This window comes from Allobrachymonas chironomi DSM 19884, assembly GCF_000374625.1.
Lineage (GTDB): Bacteria > Pseudomonadota > Gammaproteobacteria > Burkholderiales > Burkholderiaceae_C > Brachymonas > Brachymonas chironomi.
This window is the reverse complement of record NZ_KB894765.1, coordinates 201165-222853: the sequence shown is the minus strand read 5'-3', so window position 1 is coordinate 222853 and position 21689 is coordinate 201165. Positions and strand designations below refer to the sequence as shown.

The window sequence follows — 21689 nt, the reverse complement described above, 5'->3', positions numbered from 1 at the left end:
CGGCCCCACCACCCAGGCGCGCCAAGACGGCCCGCGATGCGCCCTTGCAACACGCTCAGTCCTGTTTTGCCCAAACCTTGACCCGCATCAAACCCGACCTCGATCCCGGACAAGTGTGTCCATCTGTTAGGTGAAAACCTTGATCCTATGGCATCATGGCAACTTTTTTCGTTCCGGATCAAGGACATGTCGAGCCACAATCGGCCATGTCAAGAACAAGAAAGGATCTCCCATGACCCACCCGACAACACAGCCGGGGCAGGATGTGATCGAACATCCGACCGATGAAATGAACCACGCCGGCATCAGCCTGGTCCGTTCCTGGATGATTGTGGCTGTTGCCGTGGCCGCCAGTGTCGGCCTGTATTTCCTGCTGACCGGTTCGGCCGGTATCGAGCCGGTTCCGAGCAAGGGCCTGGCGCTGCTGCTGTTCATCGCCATCCTGTGGCTGACCGAAGCGATTCACGTGACCATTACCGCACTGCTGGTGCCGGTGGGGGCGCTGCTCCTCGGTTTCCCCGAGTTCAATACCAGCAAGGCGCTGGCCACTTTTGCCGATCCGATCATTTTCCTGTTCTTCGGCGGCTTTGCGCTGGCTACCGCGCTGCACGTGCAAAACCTGGACCGCAAGATCGCCTTCTGGCTGATGTCGCTGGCCGGCTCCCACCTGGGCATTGCCGCGATGCTGCTGTTCGGCGTGACCGCTGCGCTGTCGATGTGGATCAGCAATACGGCGACTGCCGCCATGATGCTGCCGCTGGCGCTGGGCATCATGAGCCACCTGGACAAGAAGAAAGAGCGCAATACCTTCGTCTTTATCCTGCTCGGCATTGCCTACTCGGCCTCCATTGGCGGTCTGGGGACGCTGGTGGGTTCGCCGCCCAACGCTATTGCCGCACGCGCCCTGAACATGGACTTTGCCGGCTGGATGAAGATCGGCCTGCCGCTGATGCTGATCCTGATGCCGCTCATGGTGCTGACCCTGTGGCTGGTGTTCCGTCCCAACCTCAACCGCCGCATCGAGATTCCCAACGAGGTGATCCCGTGGACCAGCAAGCGCATCATGACCATGGTGGTGTTCGCCTGCACGGCGCTGGCGTGGATTTTCGGCGGTGATGTGGCCAGGGTGCTGGGAGTGACGGCGCCTGACACCTTTATCGCGCTGACCGCTGCCGTGGTGATTGCCATCCTGGGCCTGGCCACCTGGCGCCAGATTGCCGACAACACCGACTGGGGCGTGCTGTTCCTGTTTGGTGGCGGCCTGACCCTGTCCGGCCTGCTGCGCAGCTCTGGTGCTTCCGAAGTGCTGGGCGATCAGGTCGCGACCTTCCTCACCGGTGCCGATCCGCTGCTGATCATCTTCGGTGTTACCACTTTCATCATCATCCTGACCGAATTCACCAGCAACACCGCTTCTGCCGCGCTACTGGTGCCGGTATTCGCAGCCATCGCCGAGCGCATGGGCATGCCACCCACGGTGCTGGTGCTGATGATCGGTATCGGGGCTTCCTGCGCGTTCATGCTGCCGGTGGCCACGCCGCCCAACGCCATCGTGTTCGGTACCGGCCACATGCGCCAGTCCGAGATGGTGCGCGCCGGTGCCGTGCTGAACGTGTTCTGCGTGATCGTGCTGACGCTGTGGGGCTACTTCGTGCTGCGTTGATGCACGCCTGAATCCACGTGCCAACCGGTGTCTTGCGGGACACCGGTTTTTTTGTCCCCGCATGGCTGGGAAATTAAGGGTCGCTTAAGCTGGCCGCCCGAGCATGGGCGCCATCATGCATACAAGGTGGCTCATGCGACTTTCCCTCACGCCCAACCAGAGCATTGGCCTGGTGACCCTGTTTTCACTGCTGGTCTACAACGTCGGTTTCTGGCGCAATGTGGCGCAGCAGACCCTGCAACACCATGCCGGCAACCAGCTGTATTTGTGGCTGACCTTGCCGCTGCTGGTGGCAGCCGTGCTGTACCTGGTTCTGCAGCTGCTGTTCTGGCCGCGCGTGCATCGCATCGTGGTGCCGCTGTTGCTGGTGCTCAGTGCAGCGGCCTCCTGGGCCGTGATGACGCAAAACATCTATTTCAATGCCGACCAGATCCAGAACATCCTGCAGACCGATCCCAACGAGGCACGTGCCTGGATCAATCCGCGCTTCATCGGCTGGGCGCTGCTGACCGGCGTGCTGCCGGCCTGGCTGTACCTGAAATATGTCCGGATCAGGCCGGCTGCCAGCCAATGGCGCGCCGCTGCATGGCGTGTCGCCGGCATGCTGGTTCCGATCCTGGTGGTCCTGGGCATTGCCGCCATGGGCTACCAGAACTACGCCTCTTTCTTCCGCAACAACAAGGATCTGAAGAACCAGATGCTGCCAATGGCGCTGGTCTATGCCGGCATCAAGACCGGTTACAACGCCTACGATGCCAGCCGTCCGTTCGAGCCGATCGGGCTGGATGCGCAGCGTGTGACCAGTACAGCGGCGAGCCCGCGCAAGCAGGTGCTGGTGGTCGTGGTGGGGGAAACCACGCGTGCCGCCAGCTGGGGCCTGAATCCCGGCGCGCCGGCCACCACTCCGCGTCTGGCGGCCATGCCGGATGTCATCAATTACCCGGACATGACGGCTTGTGGCACCTCGACGGCAGTGTCCGTGCCCTGCATGTTTTCGCCCGAAACGCATGCGGATTTCAACGGCAACCGGGCCAAGCATCAGGAAAACCTGATGGATGTGCTGAAGCGCGCCGGCGTGGCTACCGCCTGGCTGGAAAATGACAGCGGCTGCAAGGGTATCTGTGACCGCATCCCGCACCGCGATATCTACCTGGAAGCCCCGAAGGAACAGTGCCATGGCAATCTGTGTTTTGACAGCACCATGCTGGAACCGCTCAAACAGACCTTGACCACGCTGACTGGCGATGCCGTGATCGTGCTGCATGCCAATGGCAGCCACGGTCCGGCCTATTTCGAGCGTTATCCGGACCAGTATCGCAAGTTCACCCCGACTTGCGATACCAACCAGATGCAGGACTGCAGCCGCGAACAGCTGCTCAACACCTATCAGAACACCGTGGTGGCCCAGGATGCCATGCTGGCCGATACCATCCAGCTGCTGCAGCAGACGCCCGGGATCAGTCCGGCCTTGCTCTACCTGTCCGACCATGGCGAATCGCTGGGCGAAAACGGCATGTTCCTGCACGCTGCGCCTTATGCCGTGGCACCGGATGGGCAAATCCATGTGCCGATGGTATTCTGGGGTTCGAAGGACTTCTACGCCGACCGGGGCCTGGATGCGGCCTGCCTCAAGACGCAGGCCGGCAAGCCGCACTCGCACGACAACCTGTTCCATTCGGTGCTGGGCGCCATGAACGTGAAAACCGCGCTCTACCAGCGTGACCTGGATCTGTTTGCGGGCTGCAAGGTGGGTTGAATGGTGGGTAAGCTGCCGGAATGCCGCTACAATCTCAGGTTCCGGAAGCGTGGGAGAGTGGTTTAATCCAGCGGTCTTGAAAACCGCCGACCTGCAAGGGTCCGTGAGTTCGAATCTCACCGCTTCCGCCAGAATCCCTATCAGGCTGTCCTTGTGACAGCCTTTTTCGTGCGTGGCTCATGCACTGAAGTGCTTCACCATTCCTGCTCGCCACTTGCGTAGCTTTGCTGCCCCTCGGTAATCGCATCCAGCTGGAAACGCTGGCTGTCCACAAACAGCCAGGTATCGGTATAGGTCACGCCCATGCCACCTGGCGCCGGAAAGGGGGAGGCTGCCTGCACCATGCGATTCGCCAGCTGCACCACTTCGGGCGCATGGTCCGGGCGGCGACGCCAGCGGATACCCTGTACCCGGCCATTGCCCCCAATGCGCACTTCCATCACTGCAATCGCGTGCAGCATGGGCGGCAGCTGGCCGTGGTAGACATGGGCGGGATTCCGCTGGTACAAGTGCTGGGCGGCACGGCGGCGGTAGGCCATGTCCTGCGGTCCGCGTGCACCGCTGCCGCCGATGGTGATGCCGCAGCCGGCCAGGATCATGCCGGCAAAAGCCCCCAGTGCACCGGTCAGGCGCACCAGCAGGCGGCGTTCCTGATTCGGGGAGTCGGTGGTGGCGGGAGAAGAGGGCTGGGACATGGTGGCTCCTGGCTGCCGGGACATGCCGCTATCCTAGCCCAAGTCGTCAGGCCGGATTGACCGGCGTTTGCAGCACCGGTTGTTCCACGCGGCGCTGCGCCATCTCTTCGCCGGCCTGCTGCAGTACGTCCGCATCCATGCCGGGGAAAACCGCCGGGTAGGCATGCAGCTCTTCCAGCTCGATATGCGACTGGTACATCTGGGCAAAGCGCAGGCACAGGGTTTCATGGCCGAGCAGCGGGTCTGCATCGCCTTCGGTCAGCCGGACCAGCAGCGGGCGCAGCTCTGCCCAGGCCTGATCCAGATCCTTGTGCTGGCGCAGGATGTTTTCTGCCATATGGATTTGTGCCGCATCTTCGCTGGCCAGCATGCGTGGCACCAGATGACGCTCTTCGTCCTCGTGGTGGTGCGGACCGGCCATGTCGAAGTAGCGCATGATATCGGCCGCGGCCCGGCGTGCCTGCTCGTCGGCCCCATGCTGGCCGGCATGGGCATGCAGCCGCAGCAACAGGGCGCACATGCGCTGCACCCGCTGGTGGCAGGCCAGCAGCATGGACTCGGGGTTCTCGAAACTGGCGGCTTGCTGTTGGCCGGGCTCGGTCAGCTGCACGGGTTTCATACGCTTCTCCTGCATCTCCTGGGGATATGCAGGCATTGTCGCCCATCAAAGTGCGGTTTGCCGATTCCCCGATTGGCTTAGCCGACTTACAGTTTTTTGCATTTTTTGTGACGCTGCACAGGGTATGCCCTGATCGGAATCGCAAGCGCTGCCGTTAACCTGAAGGCCTCGGTCAGTGGACTGGAAAAGCACCAGCCAACGGGTTCATCCGATACCTGCGAGTGCAGATGAATGCCGGCGATGAGATGTGGCGAATCTCCTGACCTCCATACTTGAACCATGTCGGTGTCCGCGCCCACATGGTTTTTTCTTGTCCGCACGGCAGCAGGGAACTTTTGCCAGGATGAGATAATCTCATGCCATACAGGTGTCCATTCCGGGCACAGCAAGGAAAGTTTCCATGAAAGTCTCTGTTGTCCCTGCCTTGATCGCTGCCGGTCTGCTACTGGCTGTGGCACAGGGTGCGCATGCCTCCGAGTCCCTGGCACGTTCCAAGAACTGCCTGTCCTGCCACACGGTGGACAAGAAGGTGGTGGGGCCGTCCTACAAGGACATTGCCCTCAAGTACAAGGGCAAGGGTGTCGAAGCTACCTTGGCGCGCAAGATTCGCGAAGGCGGCTCGGGTACCTTTGGCAGCATCCCGATGCCGGCCAGCCCCCAGGTCTCCGAAGCCGAGGCGCAGCAGCTGGCACGCTGGATCCTGTCACTTTGATGCAGGGGCCTCCAGGCGCATGGCTTGCGCCTGGCAGATCAGCGGATACAGCTCTTCGTGCAGCGTGGTGACGCTGCCAATGATCAGCAGGGCAGGCGACACCAGCCGCTCGTCCTGCAGTGCCTGCGGCAATGCGCCCAGTGTGGTGCGCACGATATGCTGCTGCGGCGTAGTGGCACAGGACACGATCGCCATCGGCGTATCGGCAGCATGTGCGCCGTGCTCCATCAACTCGGCCGCAATACGCGTTGCCTCGCCCAGACCCATGTAAATCACCAGCGTGGACTCGGGGCCCAGCAGACGGATCCAGTCCAGGCTGGCGCATCCGTCATCCATGCGGCGGTGACCGGTGACGAAACTCACCATTTGTGCATGATCACGATGCGTCAGCGGAATGCCGCTGGCTGCGGCTGCGCCCATGGCAGCCGTGACGGCGGGCACCACCTCGCAGGCAATGCCGGCGGCGGCCAGTTCCTGCATTTCCTCGCCGCCACGACCAAAGATGAACGGATCCCCTCCCTTGAGTCGCACCACGCGCCGTGCCTGCTGCGCCTGGGCCACGATCAGGCGGTTGATTTCCTGCTGTGGCAGCGTGTGCTGGCTGGAGCGTTTGCCGACACAGATGCGCTCGCAGCTGTCCGGTAACAGCGCCAGGATCTCCGGCGAGACCAGCAGGTCGTACAACACCACATCGGCCTGTTGCAGGCGCTGCAGGGCGCGCAAGGTCAGCAGGTCGGCGGCACCGGGGCCGGCACCCACCAGGCTGACAGGATGAAGAACGGCAGGAGAAGACGACATGACAGTGGGCAGGAAGCGGAAAAGCGCCTAGTGTATACAGCTGCAGGCGGTTTTATGGTGACGCTGCCGCCATTGACGGCCACAATGCGGGGCAGTGTGGCTGTTTCTTCCGCACAGCCGGCATAAAATCAAGGCATTACCAAGATAACCCGAACAGAGGCGCAGCATGAGTATCAAGAGCGACAAGTGGATCCGTCGCATGGCAGAGCAACACGGCATGATCGAGCCATTCGAACCCGGCCAGGTGCGCCAAGGTGCTGACGGCCAGAGGATCGTCAGCTATGGCACCAGCAGCTATGGCTACGACATCCGCTGCGCCCCGGAATTCAAGGTGTTCACCAATATCCACAGCACGGTGGTGGACCCGAAGAATTTCGACGAAAAGAGCTTTGTCGATATCCACAGCGATGTCTGCATCATTCCGCCGAACAGCTTCGCGCTGGCACGGACGGTCGAGTATTTCCGCATTCCGCGCAACGTGCTGACGATCTGCCTCGGCAAGAGCACCTACGCGCGCTGCGGCATCATTGTCAACGTCACCCCGTTCGAGCCTGAATGGGAGGGTTACGTGACGCTGGAGTTCAGCAATACCACGCCACTGCCGGCCAAGATCTACGCGGGCGAAGGCTGTGCCCAGGTGCTGTTCTTTGAAAGCGATGAAGTCTGCGAGACCTCCTACAAGGATCGCGGTGGCAAGTACCAGGGGCAGGTTGGCGTGACGCTGCCCAAGACCTGATGGCTGCTGGTCCTGCATGTCCTGCAGGAAACGGCTGACAGGCACGCGCAGGCGGAATCGCGCATAATCCGCCAAAGTCCCCCGGTCACGGGCAGCTAGGGAACAGGAGCACAGCATGAAATGGGAAGGCAATCGCCGATCGGGCAATGTGGAGGACCGCCGGGGCCAGCGCGGTGGCGGCGGCTTTGGCTTCGGTGGCCGCAGCATCGGTATCGGCACCATCGTGCTGGCCATCCTGGGCTTTGTGTTTTTCGGGGTGAACCCGCTGACCACGATTGGCGTGCTGTCCGGTGCGGGTGGTTCGCCGCAGGTGCAGCAGCCGGCCCCGGCACCGCCTGCCAATGATCCGCAGGGCGCTTTTGTCTCTACCGTGCTGGCTGACACCGAGGACGTCTGGAGCCAGCTGTTCACGCAGTCTGGCGGCCGTTACCAGGAGCCCAAGCTGGTGCTGTACCGTGGCGTGACGCCCACGGCCTGCGGTACCGGCCAGTCTGCCATGGGGCCGTTCTATTGCCCGGGCGACCAGAAGGTTTACCTGGATCTGGACTTTTTCAACACGCTCAAGCGTGACCTCGGTGCCGACGGCGAATTCGCCCAAGCCTACGTGATTGCCCACGAAGTAGGCCACCATGTGCAGAATCTGTTGGGAATTACCGACAAGGTGGATGCCATGCGCGGCCGCATCAGCGAGACCCAGATGAACGCCCTGAGCGTGCGTCTGGAGCTGCAGGCCGACTGTCTGGCAGGTGTCTGGGGCCACCATGCCCACAAGTCGCGCCAGATCCTCGAAAATGGAGATATCGAGCGCGCCATGGATGCAGCGGCTAAAATCGGGGATGATGCCATCCAGAAGCGCAGTCAGGGCTATGTAGTCCCCGACAGCTTCACGCATGGCTCCAGCGCGCAACGCGTCCGCTGGTTCACGACCGGTATCCAGACAGGCTCGGTACAGGCCTGCGACACGTTCAACGCCAGCAGTCTCTGATCGGGCTGCTGCCAGCGTCCCACGCGCCAAGGTGTTATCCGCACCTTGGCTATCAGGCTTTGTGCCTGCCGTCCACTTGAGACACACCCTGCATGACAGAAAACGCCACTATCGCCTACGCCCAGCTTCCCCTGGCAGAACCCATCCAGCGCGCCGTTGCCGAGATGGGCTATGTCCAGACCACGCCGATCCAGGCCCAGGCCATTCCCGTGGTGCTGGCCGGTCAGGACGTGATGGGTGCGGCCCAGACCGGTACCGGCAAGACCGCGGCGTTCTCGCTGCCACTGCTGCAGCGTCTGCTCAAGCACGACAACACCTCGATGTCGCCGGCGCGCCACCCGGTGCGCGCGCTGGTGCTGCTGCCCACACGTGAACTGGCCGATCAGGTCGCGCAGCAGATCAAGCAGTACGCCCAGTACACCAATCTGCGCTCTGCCGTGGTGTTTGGCGGCATGGACATGAAGCCGCAGACCGCCGAGCTGAAAAAGGGCGTCGAGGTACTGGTGGCCACGCCGGGACGTCTGCTGGACCATATCGAGGCGCGCAACTGTGTGCTGAACCAGGTCGAGTACGTGGTGCTGGATGAAGCCGACCGCATGCTGGATATCGGCTTTCTGCCGGATCTGGAGCGCATCCTCGCCTATCTGCCCAAGCAGCGCACCACGCTGCTGTTCTCGGCCACCTTTTCCAACGACATCAAGCGTCTGGCCGGCAGCTATCTGCAGAATCCGGTCACGATCGAGGTGGCCCGCTCCAACGCGACGGCCTCCACCGTGGAGCAGCGCTTTGTGCGCGTCTCCAGCGATGAGGACAAGCGTCCCATGCTGGCGCAGCTGATTCGCCAGAACGGGGTCAAGCAGGCGTTTGTGTTCACCAACAGCAAGCTGGGCTGTGGCCGGCTGGCACGCGCCCTGGAGCGTGACGGCTTCAAGACCGCCGCACTGCATGGCGACAAGAGCCAGGACGAGCGTCTGAAGGCGCTGGAAGCGTTCAAGGCCGGCGAGGTCGATTACCTGATCTGTACCGATGTGGCCGCACGCGGTCTGGACATCAAGGACGTGCCGGCGGTGTTCAACTATGACCTGCCGTTCCATGCCGAAGACTATGTGCACCGCATTGGCCGCACCGGCCGGGCCGGCGCCGAAGGTCTGGCGATCAGCCTGGTCGGCAATGCCGACGGCAAGCATGTGGCCGAGATCGGCAAGCTGACCAACCAGAAGATCCAGCCGCTGGAGATCGCACTGGAAGCCCGTGGCGGCAGCCGTGGTCCGCGTGGCGAGTACCGCAGCGATGGGGGCGAGCGCCGCCGCGAGCCGCGCCGCAGCCATGAGGAGCGCGAACCGCAGGGCGACCGTTACCGCCGTGCCCCCAAGCTGGTCGATCCTTTCTTTGACAAACCCTACGAGGCCCCGGCGCATGCCGAAGCGGCATCCTGGGAAAAGAGCGCGCCACGCAGCCCTGCCACGCGCCCTGGCCTGAGCGCCAACATCCGTCCCAAGCGAGCCGTGGCAGCCCTGTTCAAGCCGGCTGCGCCGCGTGCCGACGACAGCCAGGACAACTGAGCACCCTGAGGTTCAGAATTCGGCGCTGGTCAGGCTCCGGACCTGCACCATGCGTCCGGGCCGGCCCGGTGGCAGGATTTCCACCGCCGTCAGCTCGCCCCCCCAGACGGCGCCAGTGTCCAGCGACAGCAGGTTGTGGCGCCTGATCAGACCCAGCGCCGACCAGTGGCCAAAAGCCACCAGCGTATCCATGGTGCGGCGCAGCGGATGGGCAAACCAGGGAATCAGGTGTCTGGGAGCTTCGTCCAGCCCGCGCTTGTGACCGAAATCCATATGCCCATCCACATCCAGGAAGCGGATGCGTGTCAGCGTATTGACGATCACGCGAGCACGATCCATGCCCTGCAACCGGTCATTCCAGCGGTCCGGCACGTTGCCGAACAGCTCGGTCAGGAAATGTTCCCAGTGCCTGTCCTGCAGCTGTTCGCTGATTTCGCTGGCGCAGGACAAGGTCTGAGCCACATCCCAGCCGGGCTGTACGCCGGCATGCACCATCAGGCAGCCGTGTGCATGCAGGGCCAGCGGCTGGCGGCGCAGCCAGTCCAGCATCGCGCCGGCATCGGCTGCGTGCAGGATGTCGAACAGGGTATCGCGCCGGCCCATGGGACGGATGCCGCGGGCTACGGCCAGCAGGTGGATGTCGTGGTTGCCCAGCAGGCAATGCACGCTGCCTTCGAGCTGCATCATGCGCCGCAGCACGCCGGCCGAATCCGGCCCGCGATTGACGAGATCGCCCAGCACGTACAGGGTATCGCGGCTGGGCGAGAAGTCCAGGGCGTGCAGCAGATCCTCGAAGGCCTTCTGGCAGCCCTGTATGTCACCAATACAGTATATTCCCATGATGACTTGCATTATCCAATGAACTGATGGACCTTCTGATTATCATTTTCCTGACCCTGCTCAACGGCATCTTTGCCATGTCCGAGCTGGCGATTGCCTCCAGCCGCAAGGCACGTCTCGAGGCCATGTCGGCTGCCGGAGATGCCGGTGCGGCTTCTGCCCTCAGCCTGATGGCGAATCCGACGCAGTTCCTGTCCACAGTGCAGGTCGGCATCACTTCCATCGGCGTACTCAACGGTATCGTGGGCGAGGCGGCTTTCAGCCCGATCGTGGCCGAATGGCTGCGGGGGCTGGGTACGCCTGAATCGGTGTCCTCGGTATTGGCCACCACGCTGGTGGTGGCGGTGATTACCTTCACCACCATCATTTTTGGCGAACTGGTGCCCAAGCGCATTGGCCAGCTGTATCCGGAAGCGGTGTCGCGCTGGATTTCCCGCCCCATGGCCGGACTGGCGCGCCTGACCAAGCCGTTTGTCTATCTGCTGTCCACCACCACGCAAGCGGTGCTGCGCATGATGCCGATCGATACCACGGTGACACACCGCGTGACCGAGGAAGAGCTGGCGGCCAGCCTGGAAGAGGGGGTCGATGCCGGCCTGATCGAGGAGCAGGAGCACCGCCTGGTGCAGAACGTGCTGGGCCTGGATGACCGCCTGCTGTCCTCCATCATGGTGCCGCGCAGCGACATCGTCTGGCTGGAGGCGGACATGACGGCGGCCCAGGCGCTGGAGCGTCTGACAGCAGGTGCCACACCCGAAAAGTTTGTCCATGCCCACTCCTGGTATCCGGTCTGCAAGGACGGTGAGCTGGACCATGTGGTGGGTGTCGTGAGCACCGGCCGTATCCTGCAGGTGGTGCGTACCGAACGTGAGCGCCCGCTGGAATCCTTTTCCAAGCCGGCGATTTTCGTGCCGGAAACCCTGACTGGCATGGAGCTGCTGGAGCAATACCGCAGCCATGTGGGGCGCATGGTCTTCGTGGTGGATGAATATGGTGAAATCCAGGGTTTGCTGACACCCCGTGACCTGCTTGAAGCGATTACCGGTGAATTGCAGCCGGCATTGCATGAAGAGGCCTGGGCCTTGCCGCAGGTGGATGGCAGCTGGAAGCTGGATGGCATGATTCCGGCCAGTGAATTGAAGGCGCGTCTGGACATCGAGGATTTGCCCAGCGAAGACAAGGCCCATTACAACACGCTGGCCGGATTGCTGATGTTTGTTTCTGGCAGCCTGCCGGTAGAAGGGCAGGTTATCAGTTGTGCTGGCTGGGATTTCGAAGTCCTCAAGCTGGTAGGCAAACGGGTGGAGTGGGTGATGGCGCGTCAAACACCTGAAACAAATTGATGCGCCTGAATATTTATCCGGTTCGGGTTTGCTTCTATAATCCGGCCTGTTGGGTACGCGTGACGTGTATCTGCTTTTTCCTCACCAGGAGTTGAAATGGAATCCCTGCAAGACCTCATGCAGCAAAAACAGGCGCTGGAGCTGAAGATCCAGCAAGCGCGCAAGGAGCAGACGGCCGCCGCCGTGGCGCAATGCCGTGAACTGATTGCACAATATGACCTGACGGAAGCAGACCTGTTTGGTGGCCGCGGCCGTGTCCGCGTTGCTGCGACTGGCAGCAAGGTGGCTCCCAAATACCGCGATCCTGAAACCGGTGCTACCTGGACCGGTCGTGGCAAGCCGCCGAAATGGATCCAGGACAAGAACCGTGACGATTATCTGATTGCCTGATCGTTCGGGCTACTCTCCAAACGCCATGCCACTGCATGGCGTTTTTTCATGGACCGATTCCAAACAGGGCCGGTACTTTGGGCGGCAGCTGGGGCGGTGATTGGCGATGGCGGGAAATCATCGCGGATGTAACGCCTGCGCTGGATAGTGTTAATCCATGTGCAATGCACAATACGGTGTCGGGTGACAGGACGCGCAACACCTGTTCCAGCATGGCATTGTTGCGATAAGGGGTTTCAATCCACAATTGCGCCTGGCCGGTTTTGCGTGCCAGACTTTCCAGTTCCTTCAGGCGTTTTTCGCGTGCTGCCGGATCCTGCGGCAAATAGCCGATAAAGGCAAAGTTCTGGCCATTCAGGCCGCTGGCGGCCAGTGCCAGCAATATCGAGCTCGGACCGGTCAGTGGCACAACCTGGATGCCGACCTCATGCGCAGCGCGCACCAGCGAAGAACCCGGATCAGCCACTGCCGGCATGCCGGCCTCGCTGGCCAGGCCCATGTCATGGCCTTGCAGCGCAGGTTGCAGCAGTTGCCGTGCTTCCTGTTGCCAGGAGCGTGCCGAGCCGCCGGCATGATCGCCTTTCTTGTGCATGTCACGTGGCAGCACGCTGATCTGCATTTCCTGTAGCGGATGCTGCAGCGGCACGACTTCATCCACGCGCTTGAGCAGCTGGCGCAGGGTCTTGGCGTTCTCGCAGGCCCAGTACTGCAGCCCGGCCATGGTCTGCAGCGTGCCGGCCGGCAGCACGTCGGTAATCGCCGGCAACGGCGGTTCGCAGCCAAAGTCCAGCGGTGCCGGGCAGAGGAACAGGCGGCCGGTGCGGCTCATGCGCGCGCTCCGGTCAGCAGCGACACGCCAGCGGCGCGCAACATGCTGCAGGTCTTGATCATCGGCAGGCCGATCAGGGCGGTCGGGTCATCGTTCTGGATGCGCGCCAGCAGGGCGATGCCCAGGCCTTCGCTCTTGGCGCTACCGGCGCAGTCGTAGGGCTGTTCCAGCCGCAAATAGGCCTCGATTTCCGCGTCGCTCATGCCGGTATCGATGTCGCGGAAGGTGACGTTGACCTGACTCACGTCCACTTCGGTGTGCTGACGTGCCAGGCAGACCACGGCCACGGCAGTGTGAAAGACCACGGTCTGGCCGCGCATGGCGCGCAGCTGTGCCACGGCGCGATCGTGCTGCATCGGCTTGCCCAGCGGCTTGCCGTGCAGGTCGGCCACCTGGTCGGATCCAATCACCACCGCATCGGGGTGCTGTTCGGCCACGGCGAGTGCCTTGGCCCTGGCCAGACGTCTGGCCAGGTTGCGCGGCTGCTCGCCGGCAAACGGTGCTTCATCGACCTGCGGCGAGATCGTCTCGAAAGGCAGGTGCAGGCGCTGCAGCAGTTCACGGCGATAGGGCGAGGTGGAAGCAAGAATGATGCGGGGCAGGGCAGTGTCGGACATGGCAGATTCTTTTACACTGTGGGTTATGGCTACGGACAAACAACAGGGCGGGCGTGAAGCGCCGCCATTCTCAGCGCAGCACCTGGACATTGCGGCATTTGCCGAGGCTGGGGCATGTCTCGCAGGCGAAACGGTATTGTCGCACTACCCGCGGCTGGCCGATGAGGTGCTGGACACCGATCAGGACACGCCGGTACGCTGGCAGGCACAGGGCCTGCTGGTGCCGGTGCTGGGAGGCAGCCCGGAGTGCTGGCTTGAACTCGACATCGGGGTGGACCTGCCGCTGCAGTGCCAGCGCTGTCTGGAGCCGATGCGCCAGCCGCTGCAGGTGTCGCGCCGTTTCCGCTTCGTGCGCGACGAGGCCACGGCAGAAATGCTGGATGACGAGTTGGAAGACGATGTGCTGGTCATCAGCCGCGATTTCGACCTGCACGGCCTGATCGAAGACGAGCTGCTGATGGAGCTGCCGGTGGCGCCTCGGCATGACGTGTGTCCGCAGCAGCCGCGCATGCAGGTGCAGACAGCCGATTTCCGCGAAGAGGAGGCCGAGAAGCCCAACCCCTTTGCCGCCCTGGAAGCGCTGAAAAAACCCAGGTCCTGATCCGGGCCGTGGCGTAGTCGGCACAATCCGGCTTGTCGGGCTTGCAGAAATGCGGCTATAATCTTCCTCTTACTGCTGATCAGGTTTGTCCTGTGTCGGCAATCTGCAGGCAAAAACGCCCGGGATCGCGAGGGTCCGGCCATGATCACATGGCGCATGGCGCTGTCATGCCGGCAAACCCAGTTATTCCATTCAACTTTTTCAGAGGAGCGGACCATGGCCGTTCAGCAAAACAAGAAATCTCCTTCCAAGCGCGGCATGCACCGTTCCCACAATGCCCTGACGGCACCCAATGTCGTGACCGAACCCACGACCGGTGAACTGCACCTGCGCCACCACATCAGCCCCAACGGTTTCTACCGTGGCCGTCAGGTGCTGAAGAACAAGTCCGAAGCCTGATTCCAGGTCTGATGACAGGGCCCGACGCTCTAGCAGCCTCGGGCTTTTCTTTTTCTTGCTGGCAGCAGTTCTGGCTGCCGCATGCGCATGGTGCAGTGATTCAAAGATGACGGATGCAACGCAGACAGTGACCCTGGCAGTGGACTGCATGGGTGGGGATCACGGACTGGCAACGACCTTGCCGGCCTGTGTGCGCTTTCTGGAATCCCATCCTGCCGCCCGGCTGCTGCTGGTCGGCCAGCAGGCCGTGATCGAGGAGCAGTGGGGGCGTCTCAAGGGCGCTGCCGCGGTGCAGGCGCGCATCGGCATCGTGCCGGCGTCCGAGGTGGTCACCATGGATGACCCGGTCGAGATCGCCCTGCGCAAGAAAAAGGACTCGTCCATGCGCGTGGCCATCTTGCAGGTCAAGGAGGGGTGGGCGCAGGCTGCGGTATCGGCCGGCAATACCGGCGCCTTGATGGCCGTGGCGCGCTATGTGCTCAAGACCATCGATGGCATTGACCGGCCTGCCATTGCCACGCAGATGCCCAATGGACAGGGGGGTGCCACCACCGTGCTGGATCTGGGTGCCAATGTGGATTGCACACCGGAGCACCTGCTGCAGTTCGGCATCATGGGCTCGGCGCTGGTATCGGTGCAACTGAACAACGAATCCCCTACGGTCGGTCTGCTCAACATCGGCGAAGAGGCGATCAAGGGCAGCGAGGTGGTCAAGAAGGCGGGCGAGCTGTTGCGTGCAGCCGGCCAGGCCGGCATCCTCAACTTCCATGGCAATGTCGAGGGCAATGACATCTTCAAGGGCACGACCGATATCGTCGTCTGCGATGGTTTTGTCGGCAACGTGGCACTCAAGGCCAGCGAAGGTCTGGCCTCGATGGTAGCCAGCCTGCTGAAGCAGGAGTTCTCGCGCAACATCTTCACCCGGTTGATTGCCGTGGTGGCCTATCCGGTGCTGGCCAGCTTCAAGCGGCGTGTGGATCACCGCCGTTACAACGGGGCCGCGCTGCTGGGACTGCGCGGCCTGGTATTCAAGAGCCATGGCTCGGCCGATGAAGTGGCTTTCAGCTACGCCCTGGAAACCGCCCATGAGGCAGCCAGTCACGCGCTGCTGTCGCGTGTGGAGCAGCGCATTGCCCGTGCCGCCACGCTGCAGTTGCCACAGCAGGAAGCGGCTGCATAGTCAGTCCGGCAGTCTCCCGGCTGGTGCGTTGCAGGCCGGGCAGCGCTAGAATGATCCATTATTCCGTCAAGGGGTGTCAGCACGGTTGGCACTGACGGCGATTTTTCCGAGATCAGAACATGCCCCTGTATTCCCGTATCACCGGTACCGGCAGCTATCTGCCGCCCCGTTTCGTGACCAACCAGCAGCTGGTGGAGCAGCTGGCAGCGCGTGGTGTCGAGACGTCCGACGAATGGATTGTCGAGCGTACCGGCATCCGAGCCCGCCATTTTGCCGATGAAGGCACTTTCAGCAGCGATCTGGCGGTCGAGGCCGCACGCAAGGCACTCGAGGCTGCCGGCGCATCGGCAGACGAGGTCGACCTGATCATCGTCGCCACTTCCACGCCGGACATGGTGTTCCCCTCCACGGCCAGCATCGTGCAGCACAAGCTGGGCATTGCCGGTTGTCCGGCCTTTGACGTGCAGGCGGTGTGCACGGGTTTCATCTATGCCCTGACCGTGGCCGACGCCATGATCCGCAGCGGCACGGCGCGCAAGGCGCTGGTCATCGGCACCGAAATCTTCTCCCGCATTCTCGATTTTGATGACCGTACCACCTGTGTGCTGTTCGGCGATGGCGCTGGTGCCATCCTGCTCGAAGCCAGCGAGCAGCCCGGCATCCTGGCGACCGACCTGCATGCCGATGGCAGCTACCGCGAGATCCTGCATGTGCCGGGTCATGTGTCCGGCGGCGAGATCAGCGGCAGCCCGCTGCTGCAGATGGATGGCCAGGCCGTGTTCAAGCTGGCCGTTGGCCTGCTCGAAAAAACCGCGACCGCCGTGCTGGCCAAGGCCGGCATGGAGAAAGAGCAGGTCGACTGGCTGGTGCCGCACCAGGCCAATATCCGCATCATGATGAGCACGGCACGCAAGCTGCGCCTGCCGGCCGACAAAGTCATTGTCACGCTGGAAGAGCAGGGCAATACCTCGGCGGCCTCGATTCCGCTGGCCCTCGATGCCGGTGTGCGCTCCGGCCAGATCCAGCCAGGCCAGACCCTGCTGCTGGAAGGCGTGGGCGGTGGCTTTACCTGGGGCTCCGTGCTGCTCAAGTACTGATTTCTTCACCCTGGCGTGCAGTTTTGCCAGGCCTGTCTGTTCAGGCCGGTTGCCTTGTGTGGCCGGCGCATTCCCTGTTTGAATCACCATGACGCAATTCGCATTTGTTTTTCCCGGTCAGGGCTCGCAAGCCGTCGGCATGCTCGATGGCTGGGGCGATCATCCCGCCGTGACCGATACCCTGAAAGAAGCCTCCGATGCCCTGGGCGAGGATGTGGCCCGCCTGATCCAGGAAGGCCCCAAGGAAGCGCTGGCCCTGACGACCAATACCCAGCCGGTGATGCTGGTGGCTGGGGTGGCGGCGTATCGTGCCTGGCTGGCCGAAGGCGGTCCGAAGCCGGCCGTGGTTGCTGGTCATTCACTGGGCGAGTACTCCGCGCTGGTCGCTTCCGGCGTGCTGACGCTGGCCCAGGCGGCACCGTTGGTGCGCTTCCGCGCCCAGGCGATGCAGGAAGCCGTGCCGGTGGGTGAGGGCGCCATGGCGGCCATTCTCGGCCTGCCCGCAGATCAGGTCGCCGCCGGCTGTGCCCAGGCGATGCAGGAAGTGCCCGGTGAAGTGGCCGAGGCGGTCAACTTCAACGATACCGCGCAGACCGTGATCGCCGGCAGCAAGGCCGGTGTCGAGCATGCCTGCAAGGTGCTCAAGGACATGGGTGCCAAGCGCGCACTGCCGCTGCCGGTGTCGGCACCGTTCCATTCCAGCCTGATGAAGCCTGCTGCCGAGCGCCTGCGCGAAAGGCTGGCTGTCACCGAACTGGCGACTCCCGTGATTCCGGTGGTCAACAATATCGACGTGGCCGTTGAAACCGATCCGGCGCGCATCCGCGATGCCCTGTATCGCCAGGCATTCGGCCCGGTGCGCTGGGTCGAGTGCGTGCAGGCGATCCAGGCGCGTGGCATCAACCATGTGCTGGAATGTGGTCCGGGCAAGGTGCTGGCCGGCATGAACAAACGCATCGATGGCACCATCGTGAGCGCCTCCGTGTTTGACCCGGCCAGTCTGGCCGAGGTACGCAGCCTGCTTGAGCAGGAACAATAAGACAACCCCAGAGACAAGGAACCGGACATGACTAGCTCCACCCCCCGTATCGCCCTGGTGACCGGCGCTTCACGCGGCATCGGCGCCGCCATTGCCCAGGAACTGGCCCAGGCCGGCTGCCTGGTGATCGGCACCGCCACCAGCGACAAGGGCCGCGACGGCATCAACCAGGCCCTGGCTGCTTTCCCCGGCTGCCGCGGCGCCGTGCTGGACGTGAACGATCTGGCCGCTGTCGAGGCGCTGATTGCCGATATCGTCAAGGAACATGGTGCACTGCATGTGCTGGTGAACAACGCCGGCATCACGCGTGACATGCTGGCCATGCGCCTCAAGGACGCGGACTGGGATGCCGTGCTCGATACCAACCTCAAGGCGGTGTTCCGCGTCAGCCGCGCCGTCATCAAGCCGATGATGAAGCAGCGTCATGGTCGCATCGTCAGCATCACCAGCGTGGTGGGCGCCTCCGGCAATCCGGGTCAGGCCAATTACGCTGCAGCCAAGGCTGGCGTGGCCGGCATGACGCGCGCCCTGGCACGCGAACTGGGCAGTCGTGGCATCACCGTCAATTGCGTGGCACCGGGCTTTATCGCCACCGACATGACCGCCGAACTGGGTGAGGAGCAGCAGAAGGCCCTGATGGCGCAGATTCCCATGGGTCACCTGGGTTCACCGCAGGATGTGGCACGTGCCGTGGCTTTCCTGGCAGCGGCCGACAATGGCTACATTACCGGACAGGAACTGCATGTCAATGGCGGCATGTTCATGGCCTGATAAGATATGATCCATACAGGCGCAGGGATATGGATTTCCCGGCAGTCTGTGAAAAACTCCGTCAAACGGATAGAATCACTCCCTGTTTACCACTAACCAAGATAGAGATAACCATGAGCGACATCGAAGCACGCGTCAAGAAGATCATTGCTGAACAGCTGGGCGTTGAAGAAGCACAAGTGACCAACGAAAAGGCTTTCGTTGCTGACCTGGGTGCTGACTCCCTGGACACCGTTGAACTGGTGATGGCCCTGGAAGACGAATTCGGCATCGAAATCCCCGATGAAGACGCCGAGAAGATCACCACGGTGCAAAACGCCATCGACTACGCCAAGGAGCACCAGAAGGCCTGATACGCCTCTGACCTGGCTGGCGGAGGCAGATCTTTCTGCCGGGGCTGATGGCCGGGGCTCTTTCCCATGGCGCTCATGCACGGGTTTGCCGAGTGGCTGGCTTCAGTCTGCTGTCGGCAGCCGGTGATGGGCGCCAAGTTGTTTGTATTGTTGATCGCCTGCATGCGTACCGGCCTGGCTGGTGGCGGTTGCAGGCACTAGCGCGAGAACTGCCATGACCCGTCGTCGTGTCGTGATTACAGGCCTGGGGTGTGTAACGCCCGTGGGCAACACCGTCAGTGAATCCTGGGCCAACCTGCTGGCCGGCCGCTCCGGCATTGGCCGCATCACCCGCTTTGATGCATCCGCCTTTGCCTGCCAGATCGCCGGTGAAGTCAAGGGCTTCGAGCTGGACAAGTACCTGTCCAGCAAGGAAGCACGCACCATGGACACCTTCATCCACTATGGCCTGGCCGCGTCCCAGGAAGCAGTGGAAGATGCCGGCCTGCCGACAGGCGAGGCGCTGTCGCCCGAGCTGGCCGAGCGCATCGGCTGCGTCATGGGCTCCGGCATTGGCGGCCTGCCGCTGATCGAGGACACGCACGCCGAGTACATGCAGCGCGGTCCGCGCCGCATCACGCCGTTCTTCGTGCCGGCTTCCATCACCAACATGGTGGCGGGCCAGGCGTCCATGCGCTTCGGCTTCAAGGGCCCGAACCTGGCCATCGTCACGGCCTGTACCACCGGTCTGCACTGTATTGGCCAGGCGGCACGCCTGATCGAATACGGCGATGCCGACGTGGTGCTGGCGGGCGGTTCCGAATCCACCGTGAGCCCGCTGGGCATCGGCGGTTTTGCCGCCATGCGTGCGCTGTCCACCCGCAACGACGATCCCGAAGCGGCCAGCCGTCCCTGGGACAAGGGCCGTGACGGTTTCGTGCTCGGCGAAGGTGCCGGCATGATGGTGCTGGAAGAGTACGAGCACGCCAAGGCACGCGGTGCCAGGATTTACGCTGAAGTCGCCGGTTTCGGCATGAGTGGCGATGCTGGCCACATGACGGCTCCCAACATGGACGGCCCGCGCCGCGCCATGCTGGCCGCCCTGAACAATGCCGGCATCAATGCCGACCAGGTCGATTACCTGAATGCGCACGGCACCTCCACGCCGCTGGGCGACGTCAACGAATGCAATGCCATCAAGGCGGCACTGGGTGAGCACGCCTACAAGATGGTGGTCAGTTCCACCAAGAGCATGACCGGACACCTGCTGGGCGGTGCCGGTGGTGTCGAGAGCGTGTTCACGGCGCTGTCCGTGTACGAGCAGAAAGTGCCGCCGACCATCAACCTGAACGACCAGGACCCCGAGTGTGACCTGGACTTCTGTGCCAACACCGCACGTGACCTGAAGATCAATGTCGCGGTGAAGAACAACTTCGGCTTTGGTGGCACCAACGGCACGCTGGTGTTCAAGCGCGTCTGATGACGCAGATGGCCAGCTGTGTGCATCCTGCGTCGGCAGGCCTGATCGATACCCATGAGTAGCACCCGACGCCCGCCTGCCATGCAGTACCCGGTCAGCAGCGATCCGGCACTGGCAGCCGGGCTGCTCTTGCTGGGCATGACATTGGCCTGCGTACTCGCCAGCTGGCGACTGGGCTGGCAGAACGCGCCCGACTGGCTCGGCGTGGTCTGGGCAGCAGCCTGGGCCTGGCTGCTGCTGATGGCCTGGCGCGGCTGGCGCTGGTACCGCAGCCTGCCACAGGGCTGGCTGCACTGGACGGGCGAACACTGGAGCTTCAGGCCGCTGACGACAGGGTACAGCAGCCGCCTGCAGCCGGTGGCGCTGGATGATTCCGAACCGGAGCAGCCGCGTTCGCAGGCCTGGCAATGCCGTATTGCCCTGGATCTGCAATGGGGCATGCTGGTGCGCCTGCAGGGTGTGCCGCGTGCACCGGCACAGTGGCTGTGGTTGCGCAATGCCATGGCTCCGGCCGACTGGGCGCTGCTGCGAGCGGTGCTGCACTGGTCGCAGCGCAGCCAGCCGGCAGACGGGGAGGCCCGCCGGTGAGCGCAGCGGAAACCCCGCCTGGAACAGTCACGCGTACACCCGAACAGCAGGTGGACTGGGCGCTGGTGCAGCGTACCCTGGCTGGTGACCAGAAGGCTTTCGAGTTGCTGGTGCTCAAGTACCAGAAGCGCATCGAACGGCTGGTGGCGCGCATGGTGCGCGATGTGGATCTGATTCCCGATATCACGCAGGAAACCTTTATCCGCGCCTACAAGGCGCTGCACCAGTTCCGTGGCGAGGCGCAGTTTTATACCTGGCTGCACCGCATTGCCATGAATACCGCGCGCAAGGCGCTGCTGGACCTGAAGCGCCAGCCGATCACGGCCACGGCCCTGCAGCCGGCCGATGCCGAAGAAGATGAAACTTTTCTGCGCCAGCATGAACCAAGTACGGAAGAAACGCCTGAAGCCATGCTGGCGGCCAAGGAAATCGCCCAGATGGTCAATCTGGCCATGGAACAGCTGCCCGAAGATCTGCGCCGCGCCCTGACGCTGCGCGAGATCGACGGTCTGTCCTATGACGAGATTGCCGAACTGATGGATTGTCCGATCGGAACGGTGCGCTCCCGCATCTTCCGCGCCCGCGAAGCGGTTGCTGCCAAGATCCGGCCCCTGCTGGAACACCGCAGCGGCAAGCGCTGGTAGTCCTCAGGCAAAG

24 protein-coding genes and 1 tRNA gene are annotated in these 21689 nt (G+C 62.8%); 19 read left to right on the top strand and 6 right to left on the bottom strand.

What is annotated here, in order from left to right; translation table 11 throughout:
* Positions 1 to 232: 232 nt before the first annotated feature.
* From C513_RS0101125 to C513_RS0101115, 3 genes are all read left to right on the top strand, one after another.
* Positions 233 to 1663, top strand: coding sequence for an SLC13 family permease (locus C513_RS0101125; RefSeq protein WP_018714185.1), 1431 nt, complete (start codon positions 233 to 235; stop codon positions 1661 to 1663).
* Positions 1664 to 1796: 133 nt separating this feature from the next.
* Positions 1797 to 3419, top strand: coding sequence for a phosphoethanolamine transferase (locus tag C513_RS0101120; protein WP_018714184.1), 1623 nt, complete (start codon positions 1797 to 1799; stop codon positions 3417 to 3419).
* Positions 3420 to 3462: 43 nt separating this feature from the next.
* Positions 3463 to 3550, top strand: a tRNA-Ser gene (locus C513_RS0101115).
* Positions 3551 to 3613: 63 nt separating this feature from the next.
* Here the strand turns inward: C513_RS0101115 and C513_RS12365 are convergent.
* Positions 3614 to 4114, bottom strand: a complete 501-nt coding sequence (locus tag C513_RS12365) for a hypothetical protein (RefSeq protein ID WP_018714183.1) — start codon at positions 4112 to 4114, stop codon at positions 3614 to 3616.
* 46 nt (positions 4115 to 4160) lie between these two features.
* Positions 4161 to 4733: a hemerythrin domain-containing protein gene (locus C513_RS12360; RefSeq protein WP_018714182.1), complete on the bottom strand. Its 573-nt coding sequence runs from the start codon at positions 4731 to 4733 to the stop codon at positions 4161 to 4163.
* 400 nt (positions 4734 to 5133) lie between these two features.
* Here C513_RS12360 and C513_RS0101100 point away from each other — a divergent pair, with 400 nt between their 5' ends.
* Entirely contained in the window at positions 5134 to 5445 is a 312-nt protein-coding gene (locus tag C513_RS0101100) for a c-type cytochrome (RefSeq protein WP_026320409.1), read from the top strand.
* Here the strand turns inward: C513_RS0101100 and cobA are convergent.
* Positions 5437 to 6243: a uroporphyrinogen-III C-methyltransferase gene (cobA, locus tag C513_RS12355; RefSeq protein ID WP_051084364.1), complete on the bottom strand. Its 807-nt coding sequence runs from the start codon at positions 6241 to 6243 to the stop codon at positions 5437 to 5439. The genes C513_RS0101100 and cobA overlap by 9 nt on opposite strands.
* Positions 6244 to 6409: 166 nt before the next feature.
* On the opposite strand from cobA, the gene dcd reads away from it, so the two are divergent.
* From dcd to C513_RS0101080, 3 genes are all read left to right on the top strand, one after another.
* Entirely contained in the window at positions 6410 to 6979 is a 570-nt protein-coding gene (dcd, locus tag C513_RS0101090) for a dCTP deaminase (protein WP_018714179.1), read from the top strand.
* A gap of 115 nt (positions 6980 to 7094) precedes the next feature.
* The gene (gene ypfJ, locus C513_RS0101085) at positions 7095 to 7964 is read left to right on the top strand and encodes a KPN_02809 family neutral zinc metallopeptidase (protein ID WP_018714178.1); all 870 of its coding nucleotides are present in this window, start codon (positions 7095 to 7097) and stop codon (positions 7962 to 7964) included.
* A gap of 92 nt (positions 7965 to 8056) precedes the next feature.
* Positions 8057 to 9526, top strand: coding sequence for a DEAD/DEAH box helicase (locus C513_RS0101080; RefSeq protein ID WP_018714177.1), 1470 nt, complete (start codon positions 8057 to 8059; stop codon positions 9524 to 9526).
* A 12-nt stretch (positions 9527 to 9538) separates the two neighbouring features.
* Here C513_RS0101080 and C513_RS0101075 read toward each other — a convergent pair whose 3' ends face one another.
* Positions 9539 to 10366 carry a symmetrical bis(5'-nucleosyl)-tetraphosphatase gene (locus C513_RS0101075; protein WP_033394760.1) on the bottom strand — a complete coding sequence of 276 codons (828 nt, stop codon included), beginning with the start codon at positions 10364 to 10366 and terminating at the stop codon, positions 9539 to 9541.
* A 26-nt stretch (positions 10367 to 10392) separates the two neighbouring features.
* On the opposite strand from C513_RS0101075, the gene C513_RS0101070 reads away from it, so the two are divergent.
* Both C513_RS0101070 and C513_RS0101065 read left to right on the top strand, forming a co-directional pair.
* Positions 10393 to 11709 (top strand): hemolysin family protein, encoded by a 1317-nt coding sequence (locus C513_RS0101070; RefSeq protein WP_018714175.1) that lies wholly within the window; start codon positions 10393 to 10395, stop codon positions 11707 to 11709.
* A 96-nt stretch (positions 11710 to 11805) separates the two neighbouring features.
* A complete protein-coding gene (locus tag C513_RS0101065; protein ID WP_018714174.1) occupies positions 11806 to 12099 on the top strand; it encodes an H-NS histone family protein in 294 nt (97 codons plus the stop codon).
* 46 nt (positions 12100 to 12145) lie between these two features.
* Here C513_RS0101065 and C513_RS0101060 read toward each other — a convergent pair whose 3' ends face one another.
* Together C513_RS0101060 and C513_RS0101055 are read right to left on the bottom strand one after the other, a co-directional pair.
* Positions 12146 to 12928, bottom strand: coding sequence for an SAM-dependent methyltransferase (locus C513_RS0101060; protein ID WP_018714173.1), 783 nt, complete (start codon positions 12926 to 12928; stop codon positions 12146 to 12148).
* Positions 12925 to 13545, bottom strand: coding sequence for a Maf family protein (locus C513_RS0101055; RefSeq protein ID WP_018714172.1), 621 nt, complete (start codon positions 13543 to 13545; stop codon positions 12925 to 12927). Before C513_RS0101055 ends, C513_RS0101060 begins: the two co-directional genes overlap by 4 nt.
* 136 nt (positions 13546 to 13681) lie before the next feature.
* Between C513_RS0101055 and C513_RS0101050 the strand changes: the two genes are divergently transcribed.
* The 10 genes from C513_RS0101050 to rpoE all read left to right on the top strand — a co-directional run bounded on the left by C513_RS0101050 (position 13682) and on the right by rpoE (position 21676).
* A complete protein-coding gene (locus tag C513_RS0101050) occupies positions 13682 to 14146 on the top strand; it encodes a YceD family protein (RefSeq protein ID WP_018714171.1) in 465 nt (154 codons plus the stop codon).
* Between the two features lie 216 nt (positions 14147 to 14362).
* Positions 14363 to 14545, top strand: a complete 183-nt coding sequence (gene rpmF, locus C513_RS0101045; protein ID WP_018714170.1) for a 50S ribosomal protein L32 — start codon at positions 14363 to 14365, stop codon at positions 14543 to 14545.
* 106 nt (positions 14546 to 14651) lie between these two features.
* Positions 14652 to 15725, top strand: coding sequence for a phosphate acyltransferase PlsX (plsX, locus tag C513_RS0101040; protein WP_018714169.1), 1074 nt, complete (start codon positions 14652 to 14654; stop codon positions 15723 to 15725).
* Between the two features lie 119 nt (positions 15726 to 15844).
* Complete coding sequence (locus C513_RS0101035) at positions 15845 to 16822, top strand: beta-ketoacyl-ACP synthase III (protein WP_018714168.1); 978 nt, start codon at positions 15845 to 15847, stop codon at positions 16820 to 16822.
* 88 nt (positions 16823 to 16910) lie between these two features.
* A complete protein-coding gene (gene fabD / locus C513_RS0101030) occupies positions 16911 to 17861 on the top strand; it encodes an ACP S-malonyltransferase (RefSeq protein ID WP_018714167.1) in 951 nt (316 codons plus the stop codon).
* 27 nt (positions 17862 to 17888) lie between these two features.
* On the top strand, positions 17889 to 18632 hold the full coding sequence (gene fabG / locus C513_RS0101025) for a 3-oxoacyl-ACP reductase FabG (RefSeq protein ID WP_018714166.1): 744 nt from the start codon (positions 17889 to 17891) through the stop codon (positions 18630 to 18632).
* Between the two features lie 113 nt (positions 18633 to 18745).
* The gene (acpP, locus tag C513_RS0101020) at positions 18746 to 18985 is read left to right on the top strand and encodes an acyl carrier protein (protein WP_018714165.1); all 240 of its coding nucleotides are present in this window, start codon (positions 18746 to 18748) and stop codon (positions 18983 to 18985) included.
* A 214-nt stretch (positions 18986 to 19199) separates the two neighbouring features.
* Positions 19200 to 20444, top strand: coding sequence for a beta-ketoacyl-ACP synthase II (gene fabF, locus C513_RS0101015; RefSeq protein ID WP_026320407.1), 1245 nt, complete (start codon positions 19200 to 19202; stop codon positions 20442 to 20444).
* A gap of 54 nt (positions 20445 to 20498) precedes the next feature.
* Positions 20499 to 21032: a hypothetical protein gene (locus C513_RS14545; RefSeq protein WP_245552779.1), complete on the top strand. Its 534-nt coding sequence runs from the start codon at positions 20499 to 20501 to the stop codon at positions 21030 to 21032.
* A complete protein-coding gene (gene rpoE, locus C513_RS0101005) occupies positions 21029 to 21676 on the top strand; it encodes an RNA polymerase sigma factor RpoE (protein WP_051084363.1) in 648 nt (215 codons plus the stop codon). The genes C513_RS14545 and rpoE overlap by 4 nt, the downstream gene beginning before the upstream one ends.
* Positions 21677 to 21689 lie beyond the last annotated feature (13 nt).

Bases quoted from the DNA above. Each gene is read 5' to 3' on its own strand.
- C513_RS0101125 (WP_018714185.1), top strand. From the start codon at position 233: ATGACCCACCCGACAACACAGCCGGGGCAGGATGTGATCGAACATCCG.
- C513_RS0101120 (WP_018714184.1), top strand. From the start codon at position 1,797: ATGCGACTTTCCCTCACGCCCAACCAGAGCATTGGCCTGGTGACCCTG.
- C513_RS12365 (WP_018714183.1), bottom strand. From the start codon at position 4,114: ATGTCCCAGCCCTCTTCTCCCGCCACCACCGACTCCCCGAATCAGGAA.
- C513_RS12360 (WP_018714182.1), bottom strand. From the start codon at position 4,733: ATGAAACCCGTGCAGCTGACCGAGCCCGGCCAACAGCAAGCCGCCAGT.
- C513_RS0101100 (WP_026320409.1), top strand. From the start codon at position 5,134: ATGAAAGTCTCTGTTGTCCCTGCCTTGATCGCTGCCGGTCTGCTACTG.
- cobA (WP_051084364.1), bottom strand. From the start codon at position 6,243: ATGTCGTCTTCTCCTGCCGTTCTTCATCCTGTCAGCCTGGTGGGTGCC.
- dcd (WP_018714179.1), top strand. From the start codon at position 6,410: ATGAGTATCAAGAGCGACAAGTGGATCCGTCGCATGGCAGAGCAACAC.
- ypfJ (WP_018714178.1), top strand. From the start codon at position 7,095: ATGAAATGGGAAGGCAATCGCCGATCGGGCAATGTGGAGGACCGCCGG.
- C513_RS0101080 (WP_018714177.1), top strand. From the start codon at position 8,057: ATGACAGAAAACGCCACTATCGCCTACGCCCAGCTTCCCCTGGCAGAA.
- C513_RS0101075 (WP_033394760.1), bottom strand. From the start codon at position 10,366: ATGGGAATATACTGTATTGGTGACATACAGGGCTGCCAGAAGGCCTTC.
- C513_RS0101070 (WP_018714175.1), top strand. From the start codon at position 10,393: ATGGACCTTCTGATTATCATTTTCCTGACCCTGCTCAACGGCATCTTT.
- C513_RS0101065 (WP_018714174.1), top strand. From the start codon at position 11,806: ATGGAATCCCTGCAAGACCTCATGCAGCAAAAACAGGCGCTGGAGCTG.
- C513_RS0101060 (WP_018714173.1), bottom strand. From the start codon at position 12,928: ATGAGCCGCACCGGCCGCCTGTTCCTCTGCCCGGCACCGCTGGACTTT.
- C513_RS0101055 (WP_018714172.1), bottom strand. From the start codon at position 13,545: ATGTCCGACACTGCCCTGCCCCGCATCATTCTTGCTTCCACCTCGCCC.
- rpmF (WP_018714170.1), top strand. From the start codon at position 14,363: ATGGCCGTTCAGCAAAACAAGAAATCTCCTTCCAAGCGCGGCATGCAC.
- plsX (WP_018714169.1), top strand. From the start codon at position 14,652: ATGACGGATGCAACGCAGACAGTGACCCTGGCAGTGGACTGCATGGGT.
- C513_RS0101035 (WP_018714168.1), top strand. From the start codon at position 15,845: ATGCCCCTGTATTCCCGTATCACCGGTACCGGCAGCTATCTGCCGCCC.
- fabD (WP_018714167.1), top strand. From the start codon at position 16,911: ATGACGCAATTCGCATTTGTTTTTCCCGGTCAGGGCTCGCAAGCCGTC.
- fabG (WP_018714166.1), top strand. From the start codon at position 17,889: ATGACTAGCTCCACCCCCCGTATCGCCCTGGTGACCGGCGCTTCACGC.
- acpP (WP_018714165.1), top strand. From the start codon at position 18,746: ATGAGCGACATCGAAGCACGCGTCAAGAAGATCATTGCTGAACAGCTG.
- fabF (WP_026320407.1), top strand. From the start codon at position 19,200: ATGACCCGTCGTCGTGTCGTGATTACAGGCCTGGGGTGTGTAACGCCC.
- C513_RS14545 (WP_245552779.1), top strand. From the start codon at position 20,499: ATGAGTAGCACCCGACGCCCGCCTGCCATGCAGTACCCGGTCAGCAGC.